The organism is Cupriavidus sp. FW305-26, from assembly GCF_058787975.1.
Map to the genome: position 1 here is coordinate 51,130 of NZ_JBYTAH010000010.1, position 14,784 is coordinate 65,913.

Sequence of the window (14,784 nt, forward strand, 5' to 3'; positions counted from 1 at the left end):
AAATGGTCGCAGTCAAGACTGGATTGCCGCGTCGCCGTTTCGACGTGGTCATCGTCGGTGCTGGCGGCGCCGGGATGCGCGCATCCCTCCAGCTCGCGGAAGCCGGCCTGAACGTGGCCGTGCTGTCCAAGGTGTTCCCGACGCGCTCGCACACGGTGGCGGCACAGGGCGGCATCGGCGCTTCGCTGGGGAACATGAGCGAAGACAACTGGCACTACCACTTCTACGACACCATCAAGGGCTCGGACTGGCTGGGTGACCAGGACGCCATCGAGTTCATGTGCCGTGAAGCCCCGAAGGTCGTGTACGAGCTCGAACACTTCGGCATGCCGTTCGACCGCAACCCCGACGGCACCATCTACCAGCGTCCGTTCGGCGGCCACACCGCCAACTACGGTGAAAAGCCGGTGCAGCGCGCCTGCGCCGCGGCTGACCGTACCGGCCACGCGCTGCTGCACACGCTGTACCAGCGCAACGTGCGCGCCAAGACCCACTTCTTCGTCGAGTGGATGGCGCTGGACCTGATCCGCGACCAGGACGGCGACGTGCTGGGCGTGACCGCGCTGGAAATGGAAACCGGCGAGGTCTACATCCTCGAAGCCAAGACCACGCTGTTCGCGACCGGCGGTGCCGGCCGTATCTATGCAGCTTCCACCAACGCCTTCATCAACACCGGTGACGGCCTGGGCATGGCAGCGCGCGCAGGCGTGCCGCTGGAAGACATGGAGTTCTGGCAGTTTCACCCGACCGGCGTGGCCGGCGCGGGCGTGCTGATCACCGAAGGCGTGCGCGGCGAAGGCGGTATCCTGCGCAACAAGGACGGCGAGCGCTTCATGGAGCGCTATGCCCCGACGCTGAAGGACCTGGCGCCGCGTGACTTCGTCTCGCGCTCGATGGACCAGGAAATCAAGGAAGGCCGCGGCTGCGGCCCGAACGGCGACTACGTGCTGCTCGACCTGACCCACGTCGGTGCCGAGACCATCATGAAGCGCCTGCCGTCGATCCGCGAAATCGGCATGAAGTTCGCCAACGTCGACGCGATCAAGGAACCGATCCCGGTGGTCCCGACCATCCACTACCAGATGGGCGGTATCCCGACCAACTATCACGGCCAGGTCGTGGTGCCTAAGAACGGCAACCCGAACGAAGTCCTGAACGGTTTCTACGCGATCGGCGAATGCTCGTGCGTGTCGGTGCACGGCGCCAACCGCCTGGGCACCAACTCGCTGCTGGACCTGGTGGTGTTCGGCCGCGCCGCCGGCAACCACATCATCGCCCAGAACCTGAAGCAGAAAGAGCACAAGCCGCTGCCGGCCGACGCCGCCGACCTGGCGCTGTCGCGCCTGGCCAAGCTGCAGTCGTCGTCCTCGGGCGAGTACACGCAGGACATTGCCAACGACATCCGCAAGAACATGCAGTCGCATGCCGGCGTGTTCCGTACCCAGAAGCTGATGGACGAAGGCGTCGAGCGCATCCTGGAAGTGTCGCAGCGTGCCGACGACATCCACCTGAAGGACAAGTCCAAGGTCTTCAACACCGCGCTGGTGGAAGCCCTGGAAGTGGCCAACCTGGTGGAAGTGGCCAAGGCCACCATGATCTCGGCGGCCGCCCGCAAGGAATCGCGCGGTGCCCACGCGCACAGCGACTTCCCGAATCGCGACGACCAGAACTGGCTCAAGCACACGCTGTTCTACAGCGAAGGCAACCGCCTCGACTACAAGCCGGTGAAGATGGAACCGCTGACGGTGGAAAGCGTGCCGCCGAAGGCCCGTACCTTCTGAGCACCGCATCGTAGAGACAACAGGACCCACAGAAATGAAGCGTATTTTCGAAGTCTACCGCTACGATCCGGACAAGGATGCGGCACCGCGCATGCAGACCTACGAGGTCGAGCTGGACGGTCACGAGCGCATGCTGCTGGACGCGCTGGTCAAGCTGAAGAAGCTGGACGAGACCATCTCGTTCCGCCGTTCGTGCCGCGAAGGCGTGTGCGGCTCGGACGCGATGAACATCAACGGCAAGAACGGCCTGGCCTGCCTGACCAATATGCGCGAGCTGCCGGACCGCATCGTGCTGCGTCCGCTGCCCGGCCTGCCGGTGGTGCGCGACCTGATCGTCGACATGACGAACTTCTTCAAGCAGTACAACTCGATCAAGCCGTTCCTGATCAACGACGAGCCGCCGCCCGAGAAAGAGCGCCTGCAGTCGCCGGAAGAGCGTGACGAGCTGGATGGCCTGTACGAGTGCATTCTCTGCGCCAGCTGCTCGACGTCGTGCCCGTCGTTCTGGTGGAACCCGGACAAGTTCGTCGGCCCCGCCGGCCTGCTGCAGGCTTACCGCTTCATCGCGGACAGCCGCGACCAGGCCACCAACGAGCGCCTGGACAACCTGAACGACCCGTACCGCCTGTTCCGCTGCCACAGCATCATGAACTGCGTCGATGTGTGCCCGAAGGGTCTGAACCCGACCAAGGCCATCGGCAAGATCAAGGAGCTGATGGTCCGCCGCGCGGTCTGAGCCTGCGGCTGTCTGCAGTAGTAAGCGGCGCGTCAGCCAGAGCGGCTATATCTGGCTGGCGCGCCGAAAGTAGGAAGCCATGACTGAGAGTCCTGCCACCACCTTCTCCCATCAGGCCGACCCGCACAAGCGCGCACGTCTGCGCTGGCGCGCCCGCCGCGGTCTGCTGGAGAACGACATCATCGTCGAACGTTTTTTCAACCGTTACGAGGAGAGCCTGTCCGACGAGGACGTGGCTTCGTTGAGCGAGCTGTTCGAACTCAGCGACAACGAGTTGATGGACCTGCTCCTTGCGCGCAAGGAACTGGACGGTGAGCTCGACACGCCCCCGATGCAGCGAGTGATCACCCTGCTGCGTACGGTCTGAGTTTTGGTCAACATTATTATTCACAGCATTTGAAGGATCCGACATGACGCCGTCCGATGTGAAAGCCACGCTATCGTTCTCCGATGGTTCCCCCAGCGTTGAGCTGCCGATCTACACGGGTACCGTTGGCCCGGACGTAATCGACATTCGCAAGCTGTACGGACAGACCGGTAAGTTCACCTACGACCCCGGTTTCATGTCGACGGCTTCGTGCAATTCCAAGATCACCTATATCGACGGTGACAAGGGCGAACTGCTGTACCGCGGCTACCCGATCGAGCAACTGGCGCAGAAGTGCGACCACCTCGAAACCTGCTACCTGCTGCTCAAGGGCGAACTGCCCAACGCCAAGCAGAAGGAAGAATTCGTCGGCCACGTGATGAACCACACCATGGTTCACGAGCAGATGCAGTTCTTCATGCGCGGCTTCCGCCGCGACGCGCACCCGATGGCCGTGCTGACCGGCATGGTCGGTGCCATGAGCGCGTTCTACCACGACGCGATGGACATCGACGATCCGCACCAGCGCGAGATCTCGGCCATCCGCCTGATCGCCAAGATGCCGACCCTGGTCGCCATGGCGTACAAGTACAACATCGGCCAGCCGTACATCTACCCGCAGAACGACCTGTCCTACTCGGGCAACTTCATGCGCATGATGTTCGGCACGCCGTGCGCCCCGTACACCGTGAACCCGGTGCTGGAGCGCGCGCTGGACCGCATCTTCATCCTGCACGCAGACCACGAGCAGAACGCGTCGACCTCGACCGTGCGCCTGGCCGGTTCGTCGGGCACCAACCCGTTCGCAGCCATCGCCGCCGGCGTGGCCTGCCTGTGGGGCCCGGCCCACGGCGGCGCCAACGAAGCCGCGCTGAAGATGCTGGAAGAAATCGGCAGCGTCGACAACATCAACGAGTTCATCAAGCAGGTCAAGGACAAGAACTCGGGCGTGCGCCTGATGGGCTTTGGCCACCGCGTGTACAAGAACTACGATCCGCGCGCCAAGCTGATGCGCGAAACCTGCCACGAAGTGCTGGAAGAGCTGGGCCTGCACAACGACCCGCTGTTCAAGCTGGCCATGGAGCTGGAAAAGATCGCGCTGGAAGACGAGTACTTCGTCAGCCGCAAGCTGTACCCGAACGTGGACTTCTACTCGGGCATCGTCCAGCGCGCGCTGGGCATCCCGACCTCGCTGTTCACCTGCATCTTCGCGCTGGCCCGCACCCCGGGCTGGATCTCGCAGTGGGAAGAGATGATTACCGATCCGGAATACAAGATCGGTCGTCCGCGTCAGCTGTTCGTTGGCGCAGCTACCCGCGACGTGCCGGACGTTGCCAAGCGCTGATCGCTGGCTTGTCATCCGGCTGCGCGATGCAGCAATCACAAACGCCCCGGTCCGCCGGGGCGTTTGTGTTTCTGGGCCGGAGTGCCTTGTGCGTCGCAGCAGGGCAGGGAGCAGGAAATTGCCGGATAAGTGGTGAGAACGGCAATTTGCGGAGAATTGTGTCTCAGTCTGTCAATTCAGTTCCGCATTTGTTGTGCGATTTTCGCCTGCGGCAGGAAATTTGACCCTATAATGCGGGCTGCTTTGCCGACGGCAGCCGGGCCACCCTTCCGGCGTGCGGTGCGGCAAGCGGGGCAGGCGAATCGCTTGCGCAATAGAGAACGCATCAAACGTTGTCTTTCCGAACCTTGGTCCCCGTACCTCAGCGGGACTGACACATGCCGGGCCCCGCATAAGCTGTCTCTCCCTTGCAGGCCCGTCTTCCGCGTCTCGGGCGTCTTTATTCGTAGTCCGCGGGTGTTGTTCGATTGCGCAGGTCACACCGTTTCTGCCCGGTTGACCCAAACATAAATCGAGGAGCTCCTGATGACGCTGTCCCGTCTTACGTCCATCTCGCTGGCCGCCGTGCTGGCCACCCTTGGCGCCGCTGCCAACGCCGAAACCGTGAAGATCGCCATTGCCGGCCCGATGAGCGGCTCGGTGGCGCAGTATGGCGACATGGTCAAGGCCGGTGCGCTGACCGCGATCGAACAACTCAATGCCAACGGCGGCGCCGGCGGCAACAAGTTCGAAGTGGTGATGATGGACGACGCCTGCGAGCCGAAGCAGGCCGTGGCAGTTGCCAACAAGATCGTCAGCCAGAACATCAAGTACGTGATCGGCCATGTGTGCTCGGGCTCGACCATCCCGGCTTCGGACATCTACGAGAACGAAGGGATCGTCATGGTCACGCCGTCGGCGACCGCACCGCAGCTGACCGAGACCAAGAAGCGCAAGTACATCTTCCGCACCATCGGCCGCGACGACCAGCAGGGCCCGGCCGCCGCCCAGTACATCATCGGCAAGGTCAAGCCGAAGAAGGTCGCGGTGCTGCACGACAAGCAGTCGTACGGCCAGGGCATCGCCAGCTCGGTGAAGAAGGACCTGGAAGCCGCCAAGATCCCGGTCGCCGTGTTCGAAGGCATCAACGCCGGCGATTCGGACTACTCCGCCGTCATCACCAAGCTCAAGTCGCAGGGCGTGGACTTCGTCTACTTCGGCGGCTACCACCCGGAAATGGGCCTGCTGCTGCGCCAGGCGCGCGAGCAGGGCGTGAAGGCCGCGTTCATGGGCCCCGAGGGCGTGGGCAACAAGGACGTGACGGCGATCGCCGGCCCGTCCTCGGAAGGCATGCTGGTGACGCTGCCGGCAGACTTCTCGGCCGACCCGGCCAACGCCGCGCTGGTGAAGGCCTTTGCCGACAAGAAGCGTGACGCCAACGGTCCGTTCCAGATGCCGGCCTATGCCGCCGTCAAGATCATCGGCGACGCCATTGCCGGCGCCAGGAGCACCGACCCGACCAAGGTCGCGGCGTACATGCACAAGAACGCCTTCACCACCCCGATCGGCAAGGTCGAGTACGACGACAAGGGCGACCTGAAGTCCTTCAGGTTCGTGGTCTACACCTGGCACAAGGACGCCAGCAAGACGGCCGCCAACTAAGCCGGAGCTTTTCCACGCACACGCCCCGCCCGGACCCCGGGCGGGGCGTTCTGGTATCGGGCTTCAAGTTCCTGAGGCTTCCCCAATGAATGAATTCCTTCCACAGTTCACCCAGCAGCTGGTCAACGGCCTGACGCTGGGTGCGATCTATGCGCTGATCGCCATCGGCTACACAATGGTCTACGGCATCATCGGCATGATCAATTTCGCGCACGGCGAGATTTACATGATCGGTGCCTATGTCGGCCTGGTCACGCTCACCGCGATCGGCGCCCAGGCAGGCTACCCCCTGCCGCTGGTGCTGGGCGCCGCCTTGCTGGTCTCGGTGCTGGTCACTGGGGTGTACGGCTATGCGGTCGAGCGGGTGGCATACCGGCCCTTGCGCGGCGGACCGCGGCTGGTGCCGCTGATCTCGGCCATCGGCATGTCGATCTTCCTGCAGAACTATGTCCAGATCGGGCAGGGCGCACGCGACGTGTCGGTGCCGGTGCTGATCTCGGGCGCCATCGAGTTCCAGATGGGCAGTGACTTCACCGTGACGGTGCCGTACTCGCGCCTGCTGATCGTCGGCGTGACGCTGGTGCTGATGATCGCGCTGACGCTGTTTATCGGCCGTTCGCGCATGGGCCGTGCCTGCCGAGCCTGCGCCGAAGACATGCGCATGGCCAACCTGCTCGGCATCGACACCAACAAGGTGATCTCGTTCACCTTCGTGCTGGGTGCGATGCTGGCGGCGGTGGGCGGCGTGCTGATCGGGCTGACCATCGGCAAGCTCAATCCCTTTATCGGCTTTATCGCCGGCATCAAGGCCTTTACCGCGGCGGTGCTGGGCGGCATCGGCAGCATCCCGGGCGCGATGCTCGGCGGCGTGCTGCTGGGCCTGGCGGAGACCTTCGCCTCGGGCTATATGCCGGCCGAGTACAAGGACGTGGTTGCGTTCAGCTTGCTGGTGCTGGTGCTGCTGTTCCGTCCGACCGGGCTGCTCGGCAAGCCTGACGTCGAAAAGGTCTGAGGGAGGACGAGACATGACCAACAACGTTTCCGCGATGCCCGCGGGCAAGGCCGCCGCACGCGGCACCGCACCGGGACAATCGCTCAAGAATGCGATCACGGCCGCCTTGATGACGGCCATCCTGACCATTCCCATCCTGGGCCTGCAACTCAAGCTGGAAGGCTACAAGGTCGTGCTGGAGCCGCACTGGCGGCCGGTGTGGATCGCCGTGGCGGCGGTCTTCCTGTTCCAGCTGTTCAAGCCGCTGCTGTCGCGCGCCGGCAGCGCGGTGCGCCTGCCGGCGGTGCCGGAGCTGGGCGCCCGGCAGCAGCGCGTGGCGGTATGGGTGCTGCTGGCGGTCGGGCTGGTGTGGCCGTTCTTCGGCTCGCGCGGCGCGGTCGACGTGGCCACGCTGGCGCTGATCTACGTGATCCTGGGCCTGGGCCTGAATATCGTGGTGGGCTATGCCGGCCTGCTCGACCTGGGCTATGTCGGCTTCTACGCCATCGGCGGCTACACCTACGCGCTGCTCAACCAGTATTTCGGGCTGGGCTTCTGGGAATGCCTGCCGATCGCCGCCGCGATGTCGGCCACCTTCGGCTTCCTGCTGGGTTTCCCGGTGCTGCGTTTGCGCGGCGACTACCTGGCCATCGTGACACTTGGCTTCGGCGAGATCATCCGCCTGCTGGCCAACAACCTGACCAGCCTGACCGGCGGCCCGGATGGCGTGTCCGGCATCCCGAAGCCGACCGTGTTCGGCATCGAGATGGCGCGCAGCGCGAGCGTGGAGGGCGCCAAGACCTTTCATGACCTGCTGGGCTGGGACTACAGCGGCCAGCACATGGTGATCTTCCTGTACCTGCTGGCGCTGCTGCTGGTGGGCTTCACGCTGTTCGTCACCAGCCGCCTGATCCGCATGCCGATGGGCCGCGCCTGGGAAGCGCTGCGCGACGACGAGATCGCGTGCCGCTCGCTGGGCCTGAACCCGACCCGCATCAAGCTGTCGGCGTTCACGCTGGGAGCTTCGTTCGCCGGCATCGGCGGCGCTTTCTTCGCGGCGCGCCAGGGCCTGGTCAATCCGGAATCGTTCACCTTCATCGAGTCGGCGCTGATCCTCGCCGTGGTGGTGCTGGGCGGCATGGGTTCGCAGCTGGGCGTGATCCTGGCGGCGATCCTGCTGACGGTGCTGCCCGAGGTGGCGCGCGGTTTTGCTGAATATCGCATGCTGATCTTCGGCCTGGTGATGGTGCTGATGATGATGTGGCGTCCGCAGGGCCTGCTGCCCGCGAGCCGTCCCCACGTGGAGTTGCCGAAATGAGCGCGGATTTGCTGAAAGTCTCCGGCCTGCAGATGCGCTTCGGCGGCTTGCTGGCCGTGGACGGTATTGATTTCAATGTGCGCAGCGACGAGGTCTTCGCCATCATCGGCCCTAATGGCGCTGGCAAGACCACGGTGTTCAACTGCGTGGGCGGCTTCTACAAGCCCACCGCGGGCGAGGTCACGCTGGACGGCCACGCCATCGCCGGCCTGCCCAGCCACCAGGTAGCGCGCAAGGGCCTGGTGCGGACCTTCCAGAACATCCGCCTGTTCAAGTCGCTGACGGTGGTGGAAAACCTGCTGGTGGCGCAGCACCGCCAAGTGCAGGCGGGCATCCTGCGCGGCCTGTTCGCCACGCCGGCCTACCGCCGCGCCGAGCGCGAGGCGCTGGAGCGCGCCGCAGTCTGGCTTGAACGCATGGGGCTGACCTCGGTGGCCAACCGCGAGGCGGGCACGCTGTCGTACGGCCACCAGCGCCGGCTGGAGATCGCGCGCTGCATGATCACCAAGCCGCGCCTGTTGATGCTGGACGAGCCGGCGGCCGGCCTGAACCCGCAGGAGAAGATCGAGCTGCAGCAGCTGATCGACCAGCTGCGGCGCGAGTTCGGCATTGCCGTGCTGCTGATCGAGCACGACATGAGCCTGGTGATGGGCGTGTCCGACCGCATCCTGGTGATGGAGCACGGCAAGCCGATCGTTACGGCCGCGCCTGAGGAAGTGCGCAACGACCCGCGCGTGATCAAGGCCTACCTGGGAGAGGACTGATGCTGAAGCTGGAACAGGTCCATACCCACTACGGCGCCGTCGAGGCGCTGTCGGGCGTATCGATCGAAGTCAACAAGGGGGAGATCGTCACCCTGATCGGCAGCAACGGCGCCGGCAAGACGACGCTGATGATGACCGTGTGCGGCACGCCGCGCGCGTCCAGCGGGCGCGTGACGTTCGAAGGGCAGGACATCACCAACCGGTCCACGCACGAGATCATGCGCTTGGGGCTCGCGATCTCGCCCGAGGGCCGGCGCGTGTTCCCGAGCCTGACGGTGCTGGAGAACCTGAAGATGGGCGCGTTCTTCGCCAGGCGCGACGAGATCGAGGCGGGCATCGAGCACGTGTTCAAGCTGTTCCCGCGCCTGAACCAGCGCGCCAGCCAGCGGGCCGGCACCATGTCGGGCGGCGAGCAGCAGATGCTGGCGATCGGCCGCGCGCTGATGAGCCGGCCGCGCCTGCTGCTGCTGGACGAGCCCACGCTCGGTCTGGCGCCGCTAATCATCGCGCAGATCTTCGACATCATCCGCACCATTCGTGACGAAGGCGTCACTGTGTTCCTGGTCGAGCAGAACGCCAACAAGGCACTGCAGGTCGCGGACCGCGGCTATGTGCTCGAAACCGGCAAGGTGGTGCTGGCCGATACCGGCGCCAACCTGCTGGCCAACGACCGGATCAAGGCCGCCTACCTGGGCGGCTGATCCCAAGAGGCCGCGGCCCCCCCCGGCGGGCCGCGGCCTTTTCCTTTTCGCCATCCGCGAAATCCCCCTTTCGCCAATCACATTACATTGCAGCCGCTGCCCGGGCCGGGCAGGGGGCTGACCGCCACACCCCCTGTGGCATAATCAATTGCCAAGTCAAGCATTGCGGCAACGCTTGAAATAACGCTCGCTTCGGGCGGCTTCCGGCGCGATTATCGCTATCGCCACCCGCTCGCCACCGCGACCGAAGCGAATAATACCCCTGCAAACTACCGCGCGGTCACCGCGGACCACTCCTGCAAAGGATCGGTCTTCCGGCCCGCCATCGCATCATGGCCAAGACGCTCTACGACAAACTTTGGGATGACCACACCGTCCACGTCGAGGAAGACGGCACCACGCTGCTCTATATCGACCGCCACCTGCTGCATGAAGTGACCAGCCCGCAGGCGTTCGAAGGGCTGAAGCTGGCGGAGCGTCCGGTATGGCGCATCAGCGCCAACCTGGCCGTGTCGGACCACAACGTGCCGACCACCGACCGCAGCCACGGCATTGCCGATCCGGTGTCGAAGCTGCAGGTCGATACGCTGGATGCCAACTGCGACAGCTACGGCATCACCCAGTTCAAGATGAACGACCACCGCCAGGGCATCGTGCACGTGATCGGGCCGGAGCAGGGCGCCACGCTGCCGGGCATGACGGTGGTGTGCGGGGACTCGCATACCAGCACGCATGGCGCGTTTGGCGCGCTCGCGCATGGCATCGGCACCTCGGAAGTTGAGCATGTGCTGGCTACCCAGACGCTGTTGGGCAAGAAGGCCAGGAACATGCTGGTCAAGGTGGAAGGCAAGCTGCCGCGCGGCTGCACCGCCAAGGACATCGTGCTGGCCGTGATCGGCAAGATCGGCACCGCGGGCGGCACCGGCTACACCATCGAGTTCGCCGGCTCGGCCATCCGCGACCTGACCATGGAAGGCCGCATGACGGTCTGCAACATGGCCATCGAGGCGGGCGCGCGCGCCGGCCTGGTGGCGGTGGACGACGTCACGCTCGAATACGTGAAGGGCCGCCCCTACGCGCCGCAGGGCGTGGAGTGGGAGCAGGCCGTGGCCTACTGGCGCACGCTGCATTCGGATGCCGGGGCCAAGTTCGACCAGGTGGTCGAGCTGCGCGCCGAGGACGTCCGTCCGCAGGTGACCTGGGGTACCTCGCCCGAAATGGTGATCAGCATCGAAGACCGCGTGCCGGATCCCGAGAAGGAGAAGGACCCGAACAAGCGCAACGCGATGGAGCGCGCGCTCGAATACATGGGCCTGCAGCCCAACGTGCCGGTCGAGAGCATCAATATCGACAAGGTCTTCATCGGTTCGTGCACCAACAGCCGCATCGAAGACATGCGCGCCGCCGCGTGGGTGGTGCAGAAGCTCGGCCGCAAGGTCGCCGGCAACGTGAAGCTGGCGATGGTGGTGCCGGGCTCGGGCCTGGTCAAGGAACAGGCCGAGCGCGAAGGCCTGGACAAGATCTTCAAGGCCGCGGGCTTTGAATGGCGCGAGCCGGGCTGCTCGATGTGCCTGGCCATGAATGCCGACCGCCTCGATCCTGGCGAGCGTTGCGCGTCGACCTCGAACCGCAACTTCGAAGGCCGCCAGGGCGCGGGCGGGCGCACCCACCTGGTGAGCCCGGCGATGGCAGCGGCCGCAGCCATCGAAGGCCATTTCGTCGATATCCGCAAGCTGGGCTGAAGAAGCAAGGAAAGAGAACATGGACAAGTTCACCGTACATAGCGGCCTCGTAGCCCCGCTCGACCGCGAGAACGTCGATACCGACGCCATCATCCCGAAGCAGTTCCTGAAGTCGATCAAGCGCACCGGCTTCGGCCCCAACCTGTTCGACGAGTGGCGCTACAAGGACGTCGGCGAGCCCGGCATGGACAACAGCAAGCGTCCGCTGAACCCGGACTTCGTGCTGAACCAGCCGCGCTATCAGGGCGCGTCGATCCTGCTGGCGCGCCGCAACTTCGGCTGCGGCAGCTCGCGCGAGCACGCACCGTGGGCGCTGACGCAATACGGCTTCCGCGCCGTGATCGCGCCCAGCTTTGCCGACATCTTCTTCAACAACTGCTACAAGAACGGCCTGTTGCCGGTGGTGCTGACTGAACAGCAGGTCGACCACCTGTTCAACGAGACCAACGCCTTCAACGGCTACAAGCTGACCATCGACCTGGACAAGCAGGTGGTGCTGACGGCGGGCGGCCAGGCGTATGAGTTCGACATCGCGCCGTTCCGCAAGTACTGCATGCTGAACGGCTTCGACGATATCGGCCTGACGCTGCGCCATGCCGACAAGATCAAGGCCTATGAGGCCGAGCGCGTGGCCAAGATGCCGTGGCTGAACAACCGCCTGGTCGGATAAGACTCAACGAGGAAAGACAACAATGAAGATCGCAGTCCTGCCGGGTGACGGCATCGGTCCCGAAATCGTTGCAGAGGCCGTCAAGGTCCTGAACGCGCTCGACGAGAAGTTCGAACTGGAAACCGCCCCGGTGGGCGGCGCCGGCTACGAGGCCGAAGGCCATCCGCTGCCGGAAAACACCCTGAAGCTGGCCAAGGAAGCCGACGCCATCCTGTTCGGTGCCGTCGGCGACTGGAAGTACGACAGCCTGGATCGTCCGCTGCGCCCGGAGCAGGCCATCCTGGGCCTGCGCAAGCACCTGCAGCTGTTCGCCAACTTCCGCCCGGCAATCTGCTATCCGGAGCTGACCGGCGCTTCGAGCCTGAAGCCCGAGCTGGTGGCCGGCCTCGACATCCTGATCGTGCGCGAACTGAACGGCGACATCTACTTCGGCCAGCCGCGTGGCGTGCGCGAAGCGCCGGACGGCCTGTTCAAGGGCGCGCGCGAAGGCTTCGACACCATGCGCTACAGCGAGCCGGAGATCCGCCGCATCGCCCATGTGGCGTTCCAGGCCGCGGCCAAGCGCGGCAAGAAGCTGTGCAGCGTCGACAAGGCCAACGTGCTCGAGACCTTCCAGTTCTGGAAGGACATCGTGATCGAGGTGCACAAGGAGTACCCGGAGGTCGAGCTGTCGCACATGTACGTCGACAACGCGGCCATGCAGCTGGTCAAGGCGCCCAAGAGCTTCGACGTGATCGTCACCGGCAATATGTTCGGCGACATCCTGTCGGACGAGGCCGCCATGCTGACCGGCTCGATCGGCATGCTGCCGTCGGCGTCGCTGGATGCCAACAACAAGGGCCTGTACGAACCGTCGCACGGCTCGGCGCCGGACATCGCCGGCAAGGGCGTGGCCAACCCGCTGGCGACGATCCTGTCGGCGGCGATGATGCTGCGCTACTCGCTGAACCGCGCCGGGCAGGCCGACCGCATCGAGAACGCCGTCAAAAAGGTGCTGGCCCAGGGCTACCGCACCGGCGATATCCTGACGCCGGGTTGCAAGCAGGTCGGCACCCGCGAGATGGGTGACGCTGTGCTGGCGGCACTGTAAGTCACACCGGAAGGGGGGCACTGCGCGAGTAATGCCCCCTTTGTCTGATTTGTCCCCGTTATTTCCCCTATCTGCACGCTGCGGCAGCGCCGCAAAATCGTGTAGACTCTGCCGATGGCCCGATTTTCCCAGTCCACCCTGACTGCTGTTGCTGCCCTGACCGCTACCCGCGGCCCGGTCGGCACGATTTCGCTCGGCCAGACCGCAACGACGATTAAAACCATTATTAAAACCGCGATCGCCTAGATCCGTTCGTCGTGCCTGCCCGTCTTCCCCGCGCAGCCACGCCGGGCGAGGAAAATGGCGGGGAAGTAAAAATCACATCCGAGGTAAATCATGATTGTAGGTCTCGTCGGTTGGCGGGGAATGGTCGGCAGCGTCCTGATGCAGCGCATGCAGGAAGAGCGTGATTTCGACCAGATCGAGCCCGTCTTCTTCAGCACGTCCAATGCCGGCGGCAAGGCGCCCGCCATGGCGAAGAACGAAACCACGCTGAAAGATGCCAATGACATCGAAACGCTGAAGAAGTGCGACGTGGTGCTGACCGCCCAGGGCGGCGACTACACCAACGAGGTCTTCCCCAAGCTGCGCGCGGCCGGCTGGAAGGGCTACTGGATCGACGCGGCCTCCTCGCTGCGCATGAAGGACGATGCCATCATCGTGCTGGATCCGGTCAACCAGGGTGTGATCAAGGACGCGCTGTCCAAGGGCGTCAAGAATTTCATCGGTGGCAACTGCACGGTCAGCTGCATGCTGATGGGCCTCGGTGGCCTGTTCCAGGCCGACCTGATCGAGTGGATGACGTCGATGACGTACCAGGCCGCTTCCGGCGGCGGTGCGCAGCATATGCGCGAGCTGCTGACGCAGTTCGGCACGCTGAACGCGTCGGTCAAGCCGCTGCTGGACAACCCGGCCTCGGCCATCCTGGAAATCGACCGCACCATCCTGGCGACCCAGCACGGCCTGTCCGCCGAGGAAACCAAGCAGTTCGGCGTGCCATTGGCCGGCAACCTGATCCCCTGGATCGACAAGGACCTGGGCAACGGCCAGTCCAGGGAAGAATGGAAGGGCGGCGCCGAGACCAACAAGATCCTGGGCCGCGGTGAAGGCTTCCTGGGTGCGACCGGCGCCACGCCGATCGCCGTCGACGGCCTGTGCGTGCGCATCGGCGCCATGCGCTGCCACTCGCAGGCGCTGACCATCAAGCTGCGCAAGGATGTGCCGCTCGATGAGATCGAAGGCATGCTCGCCGCCCACAACCCGTGGGCCAAGGTGGTGCCGAACACGCGCGACGCCAGCATGACCGACCTGACGCCCGCAGCAGTGACCGGCACGCTGAACATCCCGGTCGGCCGCCTGCGCAAGATGCAGATGGGCGGCGAGTACCTGTCTGCCTTCACGGTCGGCGACCAGCTGCTGTGGGGCGCGGCCGAGCCGCTGCGCCGCATGCTGCGTATCCTGATCGAGTCCTGATCCGGTGCTCCCGCCTGTTGCCTGGTTGCGTCCGTTGCAGCCAGGCAACAGAATGGACCGCTTTGCAGACAACGCCGCGCCCGTGCGCGGCGTTGTTGTATCCGGACGCCTATTTTCCCTGGTGATGCGTCACAATACGCCGGCATGCGCTTCGCGCCAGGCAGG

Annotated in this window: 14 protein-coding genes; all 14 read left to right on the plus strand. The window is 64.6% G+C overall.

The window, feature by feature from the left end:
- Window positions 1–2: 2 nt before the first annotated feature.
- Window positions 3–1,781: a succinate dehydrogenase flavoprotein subunit gene (gene sdhA / locus AC3WQZ_RS08625; protein WP_492300340.1), complete on the plus strand. Its 1,779-nt coding sequence runs from the start codon at window positions 3–5 to the stop codon at window positions 1,779–1,781.
- Window positions 1,782–1,815: 34 nt separating this feature from the next.
- Window positions 1,816–2,517, plus strand: coding sequence for a succinate dehydrogenase iron-sulfur subunit (locus AC3WQZ_RS08630; protein WP_010814619.1), 702 nt, complete (start codon window positions 1,816–1,818; stop codon window positions 2,515–2,517).
- 79 nt (window positions 2,518–2,596) lie between these two features.
- The gene (locus tag AC3WQZ_RS08635) at window positions 2,597–2,884 is read left to right on the plus strand and encodes an FAD assembly factor SdhE (RefSeq protein ID WP_010814620.1); all 288 of its coding nucleotides are present in this window, start codon (window positions 2,597–2,599) and stop codon (window positions 2,882–2,884) included.
- Between the two features lie 43 nt (window positions 2,885–2,927).
- The gene (gltA, locus tag AC3WQZ_RS08640; protein WP_010814621.1) at window positions 2,928–4,229 is read left to right on the plus strand and encodes a citrate synthase; all 1,302 of its coding nucleotides are present in this window, start codon (window positions 2,928–2,930) and stop codon (window positions 4,227–4,229) included.
- A gap of 525 nt (window positions 4,230–4,754) precedes the next feature.
- Window positions 4,755–5,870: a branched-chain amino acid ABC transporter substrate-binding protein gene (locus AC3WQZ_RS08645; protein WP_439668076.1), complete on the plus strand. Its 1,116-nt coding sequence runs from the start codon at window positions 4,755–4,757 to the stop codon at window positions 5,868–5,870.
- Between the two features lie 85 nt (window positions 5,871–5,955).
- Entirely contained in the window at window positions 5,956–6,882 is a 927-nt protein-coding gene (livH, locus tag AC3WQZ_RS08650) for a high-affinity branched-chain amino acid ABC transporter permease LivH (RefSeq protein ID WP_010814623.1), read from the plus strand.
- A 13-nt stretch (window positions 6,883–6,895) separates the two neighbouring features.
- A complete protein-coding gene (locus AC3WQZ_RS08655; RefSeq protein WP_492300341.1) occupies window positions 6,896–8,179 on the plus strand; it encodes a high-affinity branched-chain amino acid ABC transporter permease LivM in 1,284 nt (427 codons plus the stop codon).
- The gene (gene livG / locus AC3WQZ_RS08660; protein WP_010814625.1) at window positions 8,176–8,943 is read left to right on the plus strand and encodes a high-affinity branched-chain amino acid ABC transporter ATP-binding protein LivG; all 768 of its coding nucleotides are present in this window, start codon (window positions 8,176–8,178) and stop codon (window positions 8,941–8,943) included. The genes AC3WQZ_RS08655 and livG overlap by 4 nt, the downstream gene beginning before the upstream one ends.
- Window positions 8,943–9,644 carry an ABC transporter ATP-binding protein gene (locus AC3WQZ_RS08665; RefSeq protein ID WP_010814626.1) on the plus strand — a complete coding sequence of 234 codons (702 nt, stop codon included), beginning with the start codon at window positions 8,943–8,945 and terminating at the stop codon, window positions 9,642–9,644. Before livG ends, AC3WQZ_RS08665 begins: the two co-directional genes overlap by 1 nt.
- Before the next feature lie 332 nt (window positions 9,645–9,976).
- Window positions 9,977–11,386 carry a 3-isopropylmalate dehydratase large subunit gene (leuC, locus tag AC3WQZ_RS08670; RefSeq protein ID WP_010814627.1) on the plus strand — a complete coding sequence of 470 codons (1,410 nt, stop codon included), beginning with the start codon at window positions 9,977–9,979 and terminating at the stop codon, window positions 11,384–11,386.
- Between the two features lie 19 nt (window positions 11,387–11,405).
- On the plus strand, window positions 11,406–12,056 hold the full coding sequence (gene leuD, locus AC3WQZ_RS08675) for a 3-isopropylmalate dehydratase small subunit (RefSeq protein ID WP_010814628.1): 651 nt from the start codon (window positions 11,406–11,408) through the stop codon (window positions 12,054–12,056).
- Between the two features lie 22 nt (window positions 12,057–12,078).
- Window positions 12,079–13,146 (plus strand): 3-isopropylmalate dehydrogenase, encoded by a 1,068-nt coding sequence (leuB, locus tag AC3WQZ_RS08680; RefSeq protein ID WP_058698476.1) that lies wholly within the window; start codon window positions 12,079–12,081, stop codon window positions 13,144–13,146.
- A gap of 114 nt (window positions 13,147–13,260) precedes the next feature.
- Window positions 13,261–13,392, plus strand: coding sequence for a hypothetical protein (locus AC3WQZ_RS08685; protein ID WP_013957414.1), 132 nt, complete (start codon window positions 13,261–13,263; stop codon window positions 13,390–13,392).
- A 90-nt stretch (window positions 13,393–13,482) separates the two neighbouring features.
- Window positions 13,483–14,619, plus strand: coding sequence for an aspartate-semialdehyde dehydrogenase (gene asd / locus AC3WQZ_RS08690; protein ID WP_492300343.1), 1,137 nt, complete (start codon window positions 13,483–13,485; stop codon window positions 14,617–14,619).
- Window positions 14,620–14,784 lie beyond the last annotated feature (165 nt).

What these genes read in the sequence shown, in the direction of transcription:
- sdhA (WP_492300340.1), top strand. Translation starts at nt 3, where the DNA reads ATGGTCGCAGTCAAGACTGGATTGCCGCGTCGCCGTTTCGACGTGGTC.
- AC3WQZ_RS08630 (WP_010814619.1), top strand. Translation starts at nt 1,816, where the DNA reads ATGAAGCGTATTTTCGAAGTCTACCGCTACGATCCGGACAAGGATGCG.
- AC3WQZ_RS08635 (WP_010814620.1), top strand. Translation starts at nt 2,597, where the DNA reads ATGACTGAGAGTCCTGCCACCACCTTCTCCCATCAGGCCGACCCGCAC.
- gltA (WP_010814621.1), top strand. Translation starts at nt 2,928, where the DNA reads ATGACGCCGTCCGATGTGAAAGCCACGCTATCGTTCTCCGATGGTTCC.
- AC3WQZ_RS08645 (WP_439668076.1), top strand. Translation starts at nt 4,755, where the DNA reads ATGACGCTGTCCCGTCTTACGTCCATCTCGCTGGCCGCCGTGCTGGCC.
- livH (WP_010814623.1), top strand. Translation starts at nt 5,956, where the DNA reads ATGAATGAATTCCTTCCACAGTTCACCCAGCAGCTGGTCAACGGCCTG.
- AC3WQZ_RS08655 (WP_492300341.1), top strand. Translation starts at nt 6,896, where the DNA reads ATGACCAACAACGTTTCCGCGATGCCCGCGGGCAAGGCCGCCGCACGC.
- livG (WP_010814625.1), top strand. Translation starts at nt 8,176, where the DNA reads ATGAGCGCGGATTTGCTGAAAGTCTCCGGCCTGCAGATGCGCTTCGGC.
- AC3WQZ_RS08665 (WP_010814626.1), top strand. Translation starts at nt 8,943, where the DNA reads ATGCTGAAGCTGGAACAGGTCCATACCCACTACGGCGCCGTCGAGGCG.
- leuC (WP_010814627.1), top strand. Translation starts at nt 9,977, where the DNA reads ATGGCCAAGACGCTCTACGACAAACTTTGGGATGACCACACCGTCCAC.
- leuD (WP_010814628.1), top strand. Translation starts at nt 11,406, where the DNA reads ATGGACAAGTTCACCGTACATAGCGGCCTCGTAGCCCCGCTCGACCGC.
- leuB (WP_058698476.1), top strand. Translation starts at nt 12,079, where the DNA reads ATGAAGATCGCAGTCCTGCCGGGTGACGGCATCGGTCCCGAAATCGTT.
- AC3WQZ_RS08685 (WP_013957414.1), top strand. Translation starts at nt 13,261, where the DNA reads ATGGCCCGATTTTCCCAGTCCACCCTGACTGCTGTTGCTGCCCTGACC.
- asd (WP_492300343.1), top strand. Translation starts at nt 13,483, where the DNA reads ATGATTGTAGGTCTCGTCGGTTGGCGGGGAATGGTCGGCAGCGTCCTG.